This window comes from Streptomyces sp. NPDC002537, assembly GCF_053594975.1.
In genome coordinates, this window is the sequence record NZ_JBSFWT010000083.1 from 21264 (window position 1) to 32878 (window position 11615).

Consider the following 11615-nt stretch of genomic DNA (forward strand, 5'->3'; position numbering starts at 1 on the left):
TGGGCTCACGCTGCCGAGGGGTTTCCGCCCGGGGACGCTTCGTCCTGCTGCCGGCGGTCGTGCGCGGTGAAGACGAAGGCCGACCTGTCGCCGTCCAGGTCGATGGTCAACGACGCGTCGAGAGCCTTGGCCAGGCGGGTGAGCAGTGGCAGGGTCGGTACGGAGTCACCGCCCTCGATGTGGGAGATCTGCGGCTGGGTCATACCGGCGCGCCGTGCCAACTCGGTCTGCGACAGGCCGAGCTCGGTACGCCGGTCGTAGACGGCCTGACCGAGGGCGAACGCGTACCCGGCCTCCACATAGGCGGGGGACTCCTCGACCGGCTCTCCCAGGAGCTTCCTGGCCCGGCGGGTCTTCCACTGCGAGTGGTTCACGGACTTTCCTCCTTGGCCCGGTCGTAGTCGTGCTCGGCGGGGTCATGGTCCGCCTCGCACACCTTCTGCGCCTGCTGGGCGCGCTCGACTTCGGCCGTTTCGTGCTGTCTGGTCTTGCGGAACACCGTGAGCAGGACGATGCGCCGGACCGGGGCGAGCCAGTACGTGACGCGCACGGCGTTGCCGTCCAGAGTGAAACGCAGCTCGCGCACCTTGCCGCCGAGGTGGCGGGAGTACGGCTCCCCCAGGGTGGTCGGCTGGGCCGCGAGCATGTCAGCCGCCCGCTCGGCCTTGTCGTACTGGGCATCCGGGAGGAGCTCCAGCCACTGCCGGACTTCCGGCTCGATCTCGATCTGCCAGGGGCGACTCACGCACCCGACTATACAGAAATCCATATAGGGGTTCGCCCTCATCACGATGTGCGCGGGCGGGTGCCGGCGACGATCATTCAGCGGCTCCCGTAGCACCGCTCGGCCCGTATGCGCCGGGTCATGGGCTGGTGTCGGCGAGCAGGTCGAGCAGGTCGCGTATGAGTGGTTCGGCGCGGTGGGGGGCGAGGCGTTGGCGGTATTTGTGGGTGAGGCCTGGGGGGAGGGTTCCGGTGAGGGTGACGGCGTGGTGGGTGCTGTGGGCGGCGGCGTCGAGTTGGCCGTCGGCCAGTTGTGAGTCGACTGCGTGGAGGAGGCGTCGTGCGGTGTAGGGGATGGGGGATGAGGGGGCGGAGGTGAACAGGGAGGCGAAGTGGGGCAGTGCTTTTCGGGGGCGGCCCAGGAAGCACCAGGCGTGACCGCGGACTATGGCCAGGTAGTCCTCGTCGAGGGTGATGCCGGGCAGGTTGTTGTCGGTGGGGTTCCGGCCGGTGGTGTCGGCATCCAGTGCGCGGGTCGCGTGGCCCAGTGTGCGGAAGCTGGCGGTTGCGTCCTTGAGGCGGGCGAGGGCGAGGGCTTCCTTGATGTGCAGCGAGGCCGCGAGGTGGGCCGTGGGGTGCGGGGCGGCTGCCCGTGCGGCGTGGACCAGGTGCAGTGCGTCCCGGGGGCTGCCGGCGATGAGGTGTCTGACGGCGAGCTGGCACATGGATTCGGCGGTGTGCTGTCGTGCGCCGGCGGCGGTGGCGGCGCGGATCGCGGCGAGGGTGTAGCGCTCCGCTCCGGCTTCCTCGCCCAGGGAGCTGCTGAGCCATGCGCACAGGACCGCGGTGCGGGTGGCCAGGAGCAGCAGCCGGGTTCCGGTGGTGCTGTCGTAGCCGCCGGTGGTCAGCAGGGTGGTGATCAGCCGGTGTTCGGTGCGCGCGGCGCCGTACAGGGCGGTGGGGGTGAGGGGTGTTCCCGCTTCGTGCCGTTCGAGGGCCTGTGTGCGGGTTTCGATCCAGGCCACGGTGTCGGGGGTGACGCGGTGGCCGTCACGGGCGGGCGGCGGCTGCCGGCCGGCCAGAGCGGCAAGGGATTCCCGGATCTGGACGGCGAGTGCCGGGCCGGTGACGGCGAGGCGGTCGGGGTGGGGCCGCGCCTCGGAGGGCCGTGCCGTGCCGCGCAGGGTGTTGAGGGCGCCCGGGACGGTCCAGGGCTGGTACGGAAGGGCGGCATCGCCGGTGGCCAGGTGCAGCCAGTGGGGCCAGCCGAGCCGTTCCACCTCTTCCCCCGGCACCTGGTGGACATGGGCCATGGCGAGCTGCGCGGTGAGCTCCGGGACGGTCCGCCCGGACTCCCAGCGCGAGATCTTCTCCCGCCGCGCCGCCATGTGCCCGAAGCCCAGGCGGGCGTGCGTCTCGGCGATCAGCCGCGCGTAGGCGGGGTGGGAGAGACCGACCGATCCCCGTAGAGACACCAACGGGTGCTGTGCCATGTGAGTGCGCCTTGTTGTGCAGAAAACGATCTTACTGGTGGGTAATGCTCCGGCAGGGGGAATCGTACGGCCCTCGTCCGGGCGGCGGCGCCACACGCGAGGCACCCCCCGAGGCACCCCCGAACTCCTTGAAATGCGGCAAGGGTTCCGGTGATGCTCTGCCTGCGTCGAGACGATCATGGGCGTCCGGTCTCGGGCGCCGTCGGGGGCCGCCTGCCGCAACCGTTCGCGAACCATTCGCGAGATGTATCAGCACACCTGCGCCCAGGGCCCCTGGCCCACACTTCGGCCCTCCGGGCCTCCGCTTCCCGTTGAGGAGATCTTCCATGTCGATGCGCAATGTCGGCCGTGCCGCGAACCGGTCGTCCATGATCGATCTGCGGGCGTCCGCCATGATGGGAAACGTGCTGGCCGCCGCCCTCGCGCTCGGCGTCTTCTATGAAGCGTGCCATGGTCGATTCGACGGCCCGTTCTCGTGGTTGAGCGTTCTTGGGGGTGGCACCTACGCCGCATCCTCGATCGCTTACACGCGCGCGGGACACGGCCCTACTGAGGATGGACGCGGCCGCTGACGGGAGGAGCTCCGGCTGTCACGACGCGCTGAGGCCCTGGCCGCCCGGACGGTGGCCGTTTCCGGTCCCGGTCCCGTTCCTGTTTCCGGTCCCGTTGTGCCTCGGCGGGCCTTCCACGCGGAAAGTCTTCCTTCGCCTCGGGCCGTACAGCGACTCGATGGCGTCGCACCAGAGGTCGAGGTCGGGGGCCGCGCTCAGCTCGGTGGAGCGGGCCTTCGCGCGGCGGGAGGCGCGGGCCCAGTTCTTGGGGTCCTGCAAGGACATCAGGGCGTGGATCCAGGCGTTGAGGTCGTCGCGGTAGGCGAAGATCCCGGCTTCGCCGAGGGCCTCGACCAGTCCGGGGGTGGGGTGGGCGACCACGGGGATGCCGGAGGCGAACGCCTCCACCGCCACCCGTCCCCAGGACTCGTAGATGCTGGGCATCAGCATGACGCGGGACCGGGCGTAGACGTGGTCGCGCATCTCCTTGCCGCTCACGCTCTCGGCGACCTCGCAGTTCGGTAACCGCGGCGGCGGCATGATCTGCTGTCCGTAGGCGCCGCGGACGCCCAGGAACTTCCACTCGGGTGTCCACGCGGCGAGCTGCCAGAAGAGCTCGCCGCCCTTGTCCGCGTTGAGGTTCACCAGGGTCGCGCGGTCACCCGGCTTGGTGCGGTACTCCTCGGCCATGACGGGCGGGCGGACGACCATGGTGCGCTTGGGCAGGAACTCGTGGGGGTAACGGGCGTAGAAGATCTCGCCGTCCCGGCGGATCCATTCGCTGTTGTAGACGACGAGGTCGGCGCCCGCCGCGTTGTGGAAGCTGGTGGCGAAGTTGTCGTGGCAGATGACGACCATGGGGATCTGCCGGGCGCGCGCGAGACCCGTCAGGATCGGGACGTTCTCGAAGTGGGACAACAGCACGTCCGCCTTCTGGGCGTGGGCGGCGAAGTCGATGCCCTCCTGGTACGGGACGACGCGCACGCCGTCGATCTCGTAGCTCTTGTCGATGCTTCCGGGATGCGACAGCCAGACCGTCACCCGGTGACCACGTGCGGCCAGGGGACGGAGCATCGAGTGGAGCATCCACTCGGAGCCCGCGTTGTGGGCCGGCGGGTATCCGTACACCCGGGCCGCGATGGACATGCTCCGTGATGCGGGGGGTGCGGCCATGGGGGTTCGGTGCGGGCGGGATGCCACCGTGTCCACGTTGTGTGTGCTCCTTCTGGGCGGGGGGCGTTCCTTGTAGCGGGTGTAGACGGGTGGCGGGCGGCCTGGCGGCCGTTGGCCGATCGGCCAACGGCTACCGGGCCTTCCGGGCCTACCAGTTCACGATCTGGATGGGCGTGGAGCCCTGGGTGGCCCGATCTCCCACGCTGAAGATCAGGTAGGTGCCCACCAGGGGGGAGTTGCTGGAGGCTTTGAGGGCGACCCACATGAGGGAGACGGAGCCGGTGTCTGTCAGGCCGAGGTCGACGTCGGCGAAGGTGAGGACCTGTCCGTCAGCCGACAGGGTTCCCGTGCGGCGCTCCGTGCCGCCGTCGGCGTTCTGCACGGTGAGCTGGTATTCCGTACCGGCTTCCGCGACGAACCGCAGTCCCATTCCGGGGTAGAACGCCACACGGACGTCGCGGCGGAAGCCGGTGACTTCCGTCTCGGCGCGCAGTCGCACGCCGGGGTAGCGGGTCGCGCCCGAGCGCGGCAGGACGATGTCCGGCGGCCCGCCCTGCGACGTCGAGAACAGCTCCCCGACGTAGACGGCCGTGGAGTTCGAGGTCTGATCTCCCACACGGAAGACCAGGTGGGTGCCTCCCCCGGGGGAGTCGCCGGTGGCTTTGACGGCGACCCACATGGCGGAGGTGGAGCCGGGGTCCGTGAGGCCCAGGTCGACGTCGGTGAAGGTGAGGGTCTGCCCGTCCGCGGACAGGGTCCCGGTGGAGTACGCCGTCCCGCCGGAGGCGCTCTGCACGGTGAGCTGGTACCCCGGGTCGCCCTCCTCGACGAACTGAAGTCCCTTTCCCTGAGGCAGCTCCACGCGGACGTCGCGGCGGGAGCCTGTGGCCTCCTCGTCGGCGCGCAGCCGCACACCCGGGTAGCCGGTCTCGCCCGCGCGCGTCAGCGTCACGTCCGGCGGCCCGCCCGGCGACACCGTGATCGCCGGGAGCCGCCACTGCAGCACCACTTGGCCCGGTTTGTAGTCGTCGCCGATGCCCGCCTGGTAGAGCGGGTCCCCCTTGTTCGCGGCGTAGCGGCCGGAACCCGCGATCGTCACCCCGCCCGACACACCCGGACCGGCCGCGAAACCGCTGCCGCCGCCCCCGCCGCCACCCACGGAAGCCGCGCCCGCGTCGCACGCGGCACCGCCTCCGCCCGCGTAGCCGGCCCCGCCGCCCGAGCCGCGCCACTGGCCGTTCGAGACCTGGATGCCGGCGCCGCCGCCACCGCCCAGGCCCGCGACGGGAACGACACCACCGGCCACCCCGCGGGAGTTGCTGCCGCCCGGAGCGCCGAGATCGCCTCCGCGTCCTCCGCGGTTGCCGTAGTTGTCGGCTCCACCGGCCCCGCCCGTCGCCCCGGCAGCGCCCTGCCCGGGGACAGGCCCTGCTCCCGTACCTCCGGTCTGGCCACCACCGGCCCCGCCGTTTCCGCCGCTCCCGTCCATGAAAGCGCTGCCGCCGCCACCGCCGCCGGCCACGAGCAGCGGCCGCTGCAGCCGGTTGCTGAACAGCCCGCTCAGCCCTCCACCGGCACCCAGGCCGAAGCCGCCGCCACCGAAGTCTCCGGACTGGCCCACCACCACGGCCAGCGTCTCTCCGGGAACCACGCTCACATCACCGGACGCGAACCCCCCACCGCCCCCGTAGCGGTTGTATCCGGGCCAACTCTGGCCGCCCGCGGCCCACATGCGGGCATTGAGCACGGTGACGCCGACGGGGACGGTGAACGACTGGACCGCGCCCGTGGCGTTGAACCGGAGGCAGTGGGTGTAGGGGGCAGTGGGGGTGTCTGCCACGGTGGCCGCCGTGGCAGTCGTGAGCCCGCGCGGCGTCGGTGCCTCGGATGCCGGTGCGGGAGCGGGCTCGGGGTCGGGGGCGGGGTCGGGGTCGGGCCCGGGGGCGGGGTCGGGACCGGGGTCGGGACCGGGGTCGGGCACCAGCGCGGGAGCGGTCTCGAGACCGGATGCGAGGACGGGATCGGGATTCTTGGGCACAGGGATCCTCCTGACCTTTTCCTGGTCTGCGGATCGGACGGACGTCCGTGTGTCACCACCCCGGGCAGGGCTGAGACGCCCGGCACGGAAACCAGGGGGATGACGAATTCAGGGGCCGGTCGACCGGCGTACGCGAGGAGCCGGGGGACCGGCCGTAGCCGCGGGGCCGTACCGGGGCCGTACCGGGCTGCGGCTCGGTGGCCGCGTCGCGGCCTACGCGTTCACGACATGGCCGGTCTCGCCGGCGCACGTCAGGGTCACCGCGGGCAGCGCGCTCGCCAACAGCGAGAGCGGCGGGGGTGACGGGGGTGGCGAGGATGCCGCTACGGTCCTCCAGGGGTGGCAGGCCAACGTCCCGGCTTGCCCCGGAGAACTGATCGTGACTTCCGCTGTGCTGGTCGTCCGCCCTGTCCGGGTCGGTAAGCCGACCACGCGGGTTATCGCGACTTCGCCAGCCATTTCTCTTCCTCTCATGAGGAGTTGGGCGACGAGTGGTGAGAGGCGGCACGGTGACCCGTGCTCGTTCCGCTTCACGGCGCGGGTGACCATCTGCCCGGAGCCGTTGGTTGCGGCCCTTCGAGGCATGTGCGCCGGGCAAGGTTGCCTGGAACAGGGCTCACAAAAAAAGAGGACGCGTACATATACGCCCTCTCTCCGCCATACGGAGCGCCCACCGGGCCGCGCACCCATGGGCTACACATGCCGCACGTACACCGCGCGAGCCCCCCACCCGTTCCCGTACGCTGCACGGCACCCTCTCCACTCCCTGGTTTCCGCACCGGAACGGCCCCACGATGGCCGGAACCCCCGATGAGTCCGTCGGCGTACGCGGTCGCGCCCCGGGGCGGGGTCTTGTCGGGGTCTTGTCGGGGTCTTTTGGGCGTACCGGCGGTAGCCCTTGCGTTCGAGGGGGGCGGGTGTAGTGGGATGAGGTGATGCGAACCCCCTTACGCATGCCGTCCAGTCCGTCCAACCCCTACGACGAACTCGCGGCCCTCGCCGACCCGGACCCCACCGCGGTTCCCCCGGAATGGCCGGACGCCGATGCCGTCACGCAAGAAATTCCCGTACCGCATCAGGACACCGGGGGGAATTCGCCAGGACCGGAACCGGAATCGTCGGTGCTTCCGCCGCCGCGCACCTACGCGGAAGTCGGCGACGATTCCTGGTCCCCGCCCGACCACCACCGCCGCCGTCCCGGAAAGGGGCGCCGGGCCAGGCGGTCGCGCCGACGGCGACGCCGGGGTCCGTTCTCCGCGATACCCCGCGCCCTCAAATTCCTCGTCGCCTTCCTCTTCTGCGCCGGTTTCCTGGTGCTCGCGGACCGTTGCGCCGTGATGTACGCGGAGAAGAAGGCCCAGCAGGAAGTCCAGAAAGAGCTCCACCTGGCGGCGGCTCCGCAAGTCGACATCCACGGATTCCCGTTCCTCACCCAGGTTCTCGACAAGCGCCTGGAACGTGTGGACGTCACAGTGCCGCACGTGGCCGCCGACCGCATTTCGCTGGCGAAGGTGCGGGCGAGCGCGAGCGACATCCGGCTGACCGGGAATCTGCCGCGCGACATCCGGGGCGCGGTCATCGGCAATCTCGACGGCGAGGTCGAGCTGTCCTTCGACGACATGAACCGGGAACTCGCCGCATCAGAAGTCAAGTTCAGCCGCCAGGACGACAATTCCGTCACTGCGGACGGCGGGCTGACCATCGCGGGTCAGGAAGTACGCGTACGGGCTCGGGCCCAGGTGCGCATCGTCAGCAGCAGCGAACTCTCCACGGACATCGACGACATGAGCGTGGACGTACCCGGCATCGCCACCTACCGCCCCGGCAAGGGCAAAGGCCTTGTTCTCCACCGCGAGACCGCCGAGCGCATCAGCCGGGACGCGGCCAGGGTGAAGGCGTTGCTGTCGGTGCCGGCTGTGGTGGAACGGCTGGGTATTCCGGAGGACGACATCGCGCTCGCCCTGGAGGACGAGGAGAAGCTGCACGAGCTCACGGGCGCGCCCCGGTTCGTCGAGCGGCTGACGCGCGTCAACCTTGTCGACGTCGTGGTCGACAACCCCTGGCTCCTGGAGAGGATCGGCGTCGACCCCAAGCTCATCACCGGCCTGACCCAGCTGCGCCCGCCGGAGCTCTCCGACCGCCTGTCCTTCTCCTTCAAACTGCCGAAGGAGGCGCGGGACCTGCAACTGCGCGGGGTGAAGGTCGGGGAGGACGGCATCAAGGCCTCACTGTCCGGCGCGGAACTGGCGGTGGGGCGGACGTAGTGGGCCGCCCTGGCCGGGGCCCGGGCCCCGGGGCCGCGGTGATGACTCGTGGCCCCGGTTGCCGCACCACACGGCGGGTGTGGAGCCGGAGGGCTTACCAGTCGCTGTCCTGGATGGGCTCCAGACGCCACTTCTGGTTGTCCCAGCCGACCCAGTCCCATTGCTGGACGCGTGCGCCGTTGTCGTTCTTCGCGTCGCCGCCGTCGACATCCAGGACCTTGCCGCTGGGTGCTTGGCTATCAGGCGGGCCCTGGCGGGGATATCGGACCGCGGCCGCCCATCGGGAAGGCTTTCGTCCAGCACTTGGGCCAGGGCGTTGAACTCGCCGCCCCAGACTCCGTCGCCGAACGCGGCTTCATGGGCGGAGCCACGGACAATATGCATGTTGTCGCCGTTGTAGTCGTGCATGTTCAGCATCATGCGGATCTCTGTATCGATCAGATCCAGCAGTTCCGGATCGTCGACCCGATCGCATTTGTTCAGGAGAACAGCGAGCGGTACGCCGGCCGCACGGGCCTGGCGCACATGCTCGCGCGTCTGGGGCATGACGCCGTCCAACGCGTCGACGACCAGAACCGCACCGTCCAGGGACTGGGTCTTCAGGAGGTCGGAGACGTCGCCGGCGGAGCAGTCGAGGTGCCTGTAACGGCGCCGGGACGTCTCGTACTCGAAACGACGGATGCCGCTGCCGGCAATCGCCTCTCCTGCCCCCGCCTGACCACCTCCGGCCTTTGCGAGCACCCTGACCAGCGCACTGGCCGTCGTGGTCTTGCCATGCCCGGCATGGCCCAAAGACGCGATGGTCGACTGGGGCTTGTCGCCCTGGAATCCGTCGGCGGCCACGGCCGCTCCTCTCTGCCGACTGCGTACACAGCAGCGGCCGCGACATGATCCCCGCCGCCCCCGGCACCCACAAGATCACCAGGCCCTTTCAAGCCACCTGAACCGCTCCTGCGGAGGGTGACGGGGGTCGGTCAGGCAGAGAGGTCGCCGTCCGTGGCGGCGACGGCCGTGACGAACGCGGACCAGGCGGTGGTGGTCGGGGTTATGGCGGGGCCTTGGGGGTTTTTACTGTCGCGTATGGGGACGGTGTTGGGGAATTGGCGGTCGGCGACTTCGACGCAGATGTTGTCGTCCTTGCCGCAGTAGGCGCTTTTGCGCCACACGGCTATGGCCAGGTCAGGTCGGACGGCGAGCACGAATACTTCTCCTCAATCGCTTTGTGGATCAGTCTGATGGACTCGTCCGGGGACAGGGCTTGGCGCCACTGTTGCTCGAACACGGTCATGTAGTGAGCGGTGTCCGTTGCATTGGTGATGAAAAGACCGTCGGGTGGCCCGGGGCGGTAGACGACCCTGCGGCCGCCTTTGAACGTCATGATCTGAGTGAGGCCGAGATCGTGCGATGCTCCGCTTATGGCGAGGGGCGTCAGCCGCAGTTCCACGTTCGTCCGCTTCATCCGGTCGAGCATGTAGAGGAGTTGGCCCCGCATGAGGCTGGTGTCGCCGACGGTTCGGTCGAGAGCCGACTGGTCGATGAGCGCTCTGAACAAGGGGGGATCGGGGCGGTCGAGAATGGCGCGCCTGCGCTGGCGGTACGCCACGTACTCCTCAAGTCTTTCGCTGTCCTGGGCCGTACCGAGTTGGAGGACCGTCCTGATGTAGTCGTCGGTTTGCAGCAGAGCAGGCCAGCTGTTGGCGAGGTGGTGGATCTCGATGGCCCTCGACTCGTATCCGAAGTACTTCGTGGACTTCTTCGCCGAGGAGTCGCCGTTGAGTCGTTCCCAGAGCTCGAACAACGTGCCGTTTGCTTCGAGGGCCCAGTCCAGTGCTTCCGCGACCTCCCGGACGGGGAGTACGTGTCCGTTCTCGAACTTCGAGATCGAGGTGTGCGCAATCCTGATGGCCTCGGCGAGATCGGCCTGGGACCAGCCCTTGGCTTCTCGTAGGGCTCGGATCACCACGCCGAGCTGGGCGATGAAGGACCGCGACGGATCGAGCCGCTTGGGCGCGGGCATGGCTGTACCCTCCATTTACTCCTCGCCGGAGATAACCCCTCAACGGGCCCGAGCCTAGAGGCCAGAGCGGATACTTGTTACCGGAATCAGAAGCCCAACTCCACTGGGTTGACGGTGTGTTCGAATCCGATGTGGTGATGCCCTCCGCGCCGCGCCGCACACCTCGAAGGGCTCGGTTCCGTCCCACCCGGCAAGCCCGTAAGGAGATCGTCTCGCCATGCCCGTTTACCCTGGCACCGCAGTCACCGGGGCAGGACTCCCCACCCCACCGCGCGCCGAAGGCGACGCCGGCATCGAGTGGGTGATCAGGGAGATCCTGAGCGCGCCCGACCACATCTCGCCACCCATGGGCAGAGTGACATCCTGCACGGTCATGCTCCGCGCCTACATCAAGGAGGCGGCGGCGCAGGTGCGGGCCACCGCCGCAGCTCTCCCCGCCGACGACCCGCGCCGCATCGCGGCCGAGAGCAGCGTCGCAGAAGCCTTGCACCGGGTGGACACGCTCAGGCCCGGCAGCGGGCTCCGGTCCGCGTTCGACTGCGCCCGGGGGTTGGCCCTGGCGGCGCGGGAACTCCGTGACCACAAGGAGGCTCTGCGGGAAGGGGATTGGCCGTGCTGAAAGCCCCGCGCTCCTGGCCTGCCGTCGTCCTGTTACCCCACACCGGCGGCCCGCCCAGCGTCCCGCACCCGCGGGAGCCTCCGTGCAGGGAGTGCCAGTGCCTGGACGCCGAGGGCTGGCGGGCCCTCTTCGCGGACGACCTCGACACACTGAGGGTCGTCAACGCGCGCCGGGCCCGCCACTACGCCGACGCACATCTGGGCGGCCCCGGCGCTCGGTGACGGCACCCCATTGGCATCGCACCGGGCTGGCGTACCCCCGTCAGCAAGCCTCCCTGCTTCAGCGGAACTCGTGGACCACCTGGATCTCGCCGACAATGTGGGCGTTGAAGTCGTCCAGTTCCTCAGCCGGAACCCAGAGCTCGAGGATCGTCTGCCCGCCGGCCTGCCGGACGGGATACCGGCTCAAGAACTCCGTCTCGACCTCGAATCGGGTGACGAATCCGGCGCCGTCATGCTTCACGTTCCAGTCCCGGGCGATCCTGGTTGCGTAATCCTCGTTGAGGACCGGGTAGAAGATCGGCTGCTCGGGGAGCCGGGGCGGCCACGCACGCCAGTTCAGCTCACGGACCAGCTCCAGCTCCTTGGGGCCGGTAGGGCGCCACAGGGCCGTCGTTGCTTGCTGGCTGACCACGTGAATCACTGAGCTCTTTCAGCGTGACCACTGATCGGGTGACGGGATCGGTCTCCGCAACGCACGAGGCTCCCGTGCCGTTGAGGGAGGTGTTCGAAGTCTCA

13 protein-coding genes are annotated in these 11615 nt (G+C 69.5%); 4 read left to right on the forward strand and 9 right to left on the reverse strand.

The features are described 5' to 3' along the window. Nucleotides 1-5 precede the first annotated feature (5 nt). The 3 genes from ACWD4A_RS28665 to ACWD4A_RS28675 all read right to left on the reverse strand — a co-directional run bounded on the left by ACWD4A_RS28665 (nucleotide 6) and on the right by ACWD4A_RS28675 (nucleotide 2216). Complete coding sequence (locus tag ACWD4A_RS28665; RefSeq protein WP_451198350.1) at nucleotides 6-374, reverse strand: helix-turn-helix domain-containing protein; 369 nt, start codon at nucleotides 372-374, stop codon at nucleotides 6-8. After that, nucleotides 371-769 carry a type II toxin-antitoxin system RelE/ParE family toxin gene (locus ACWD4A_RS28670; RefSeq protein WP_451198352.1) on the reverse strand — a complete coding sequence of 133 codons (399 nt, stop codon included), beginning with the start codon at nucleotides 767-769 and terminating at the stop codon, nucleotides 371-373. Before ACWD4A_RS28670 ends, ACWD4A_RS28665 begins: the two co-directional genes overlap by 4 nt. Nucleotides 770-863: 94 nt before the next feature. After that, on the reverse strand, nucleotides 864-2216 hold the full coding sequence (locus ACWD4A_RS28675; protein WP_451198354.1) for a hypothetical protein: 1353 nt from the start codon (nucleotides 2214-2216) through the stop codon (nucleotides 864-866). Nucleotides 2217-2542: 326 nt separating this feature from the next. Here ACWD4A_RS28675 and ACWD4A_RS28680 point away from each other — a divergent pair, with 326 nt between their 5' ends. After that, nucleotides 2543-2788 (forward strand): hypothetical protein, encoded by a 246-nt coding sequence (locus ACWD4A_RS28680; RefSeq protein WP_451198356.1) that lies wholly within the window; start codon nucleotides 2543-2545, stop codon nucleotides 2786-2788. Between the two features lie 18 nt (nucleotides 2789-2806). On the opposite strand, the gene ACWD4A_RS28685 is transcribed toward ACWD4A_RS28680, so the two are convergent. Further along, nucleotides 2807-3913, reverse strand: coding sequence for a glycosyltransferase family 4 protein (locus tag ACWD4A_RS28685; protein WP_451198358.1), 1107 nt, complete (start codon nucleotides 3911-3913; stop codon nucleotides 2807-2809). Between the two features lie 175 nt (nucleotides 3914-4088). Continuing rightward, nucleotides 4089-5978, reverse strand: coding sequence for a hypothetical protein (locus tag ACWD4A_RS28690; protein WP_451198360.1), 1890 nt, complete (start codon nucleotides 5976-5978; stop codon nucleotides 4089-4091). A gap of 953 nt (nucleotides 5979-6931) precedes the next feature. On the opposite strand from ACWD4A_RS28690, the gene ACWD4A_RS28695 reads away from it, so the two are divergent. Next, complete coding sequence (locus ACWD4A_RS28695; RefSeq protein WP_451198362.1) at nucleotides 6932-8242, forward strand: LmeA family phospholipid-binding protein; 1311 nt, start codon at nucleotides 6932-6934, stop codon at nucleotides 8240-8242. Here ACWD4A_RS28695 and ACWD4A_RS28700 read toward each other — a convergent pair. The 3 genes from ACWD4A_RS28700 to ACWD4A_RS28710 form a co-directional block, all read right to left on the reverse strand. After that, complete coding sequence (locus ACWD4A_RS28700) at nucleotides 8204-9085, reverse strand: GTP-binding protein (RefSeq protein ID WP_451198364.1); 882 nt, start codon at nucleotides 9083-9085, stop codon at nucleotides 8204-8206. The two genes, ACWD4A_RS28695 and ACWD4A_RS28700, sit on opposite strands and share 39 nt — an antisense overlap. Nucleotides 9086-9216: 131 nt before the next feature. Next, nucleotides 9217-9441 (reverse strand): DUF397 domain-containing protein, encoded by a 225-nt coding sequence (locus ACWD4A_RS28705; RefSeq protein ID WP_451198366.1) that lies wholly within the window; start codon nucleotides 9439-9441, stop codon nucleotides 9217-9219. Beyond that, nucleotides 9411-10259 (reverse strand): helix-turn-helix domain-containing protein, encoded by an 849-nt coding sequence (locus ACWD4A_RS28710; RefSeq protein WP_451198368.1) that lies wholly within the window; start codon nucleotides 10257-10259, stop codon nucleotides 9411-9413. Before ACWD4A_RS28710 ends, ACWD4A_RS28705 begins: the two co-directional genes overlap by 31 nt. 217 nt (nucleotides 10260-10476) lie before the next feature. Between ACWD4A_RS28710 and ACWD4A_RS28715 the strand changes: the two genes are divergently transcribed. Both ACWD4A_RS28715 and ACWD4A_RS28720 read left to right on the forward strand, forming a co-directional pair. Next, a complete protein-coding gene (locus tag ACWD4A_RS28715) occupies nucleotides 10477-10878 on the forward strand; it encodes a DUF6415 family natural product biosynthesis protein (protein WP_451198370.1) in 402 nt (133 codons plus the stop codon). Then, complete coding sequence (locus tag ACWD4A_RS28720) at nucleotides 10872-11099, forward strand: hypothetical protein (RefSeq protein WP_451198372.1); 228 nt, start codon at nucleotides 10872-10874, stop codon at nucleotides 11097-11099. Before ACWD4A_RS28715 ends, ACWD4A_RS28720 begins: the two co-directional genes overlap by 7 nt. Before the next feature lie 58 nt (nucleotides 11100-11157). Here the strand turns inward: ACWD4A_RS28720 and ACWD4A_RS28725 are convergent, their stop codons facing one another. Beyond that, on the reverse strand, nucleotides 11158-11517 hold the full coding sequence (locus tag ACWD4A_RS28725) for a hypothetical protein (protein WP_451198376.1): 360 nt from the start codon (nucleotides 11515-11517) through the stop codon (nucleotides 11158-11160). Nucleotides 11518-11615: the final 98 nt, after the last annotated feature.

Bases quoted from the DNA above. Each gene is read 5' to 3' on its own strand.
- ACWD4A_RS28670 (WP_451198352.1), bottom strand. From the start codon at position 769: ATGGATTTCTGTATAGTCGGGTGCGTGAGTCGCCCCTGGCAGATCGAG.
- ACWD4A_RS28675 (WP_451198354.1), bottom strand. From the start codon at position 2,216: ATGGCACAGCACCCGTTGGTGTCTCTACGGGGATCGGTCGGTCTCTCC.
- ACWD4A_RS28680 (WP_451198356.1), top strand. From the start codon at position 2,543: ATGTCGATGCGCAATGTCGGCCGTGCCGCGAACCGGTCGTCCATGATC.
- ACWD4A_RS28685 (WP_451198358.1), bottom strand. From the start codon at position 3,913: ATGTCCATCGCGGCCCGGGTGTACGGATACCCGCCGGCCCACAACGCG.
- ACWD4A_RS28695 (WP_451198362.1), top strand. From the start codon at position 6,932: ATGCCGTCCAGTCCGTCCAACCCCTACGACGAACTCGCGGCCCTCGCC.
- ACWD4A_RS28710 (WP_451198368.1), bottom strand. From the start codon at position 10,259: ATGCCCGCGCCCAAGCGGCTCGATCCGTCGCGGTCCTTCATCGCCCAG.
- ACWD4A_RS28715 (WP_451198370.1), top strand. From the start codon at position 10,477: ATGCCCGTTTACCCTGGCACCGCAGTCACCGGGGCAGGACTCCCCACC.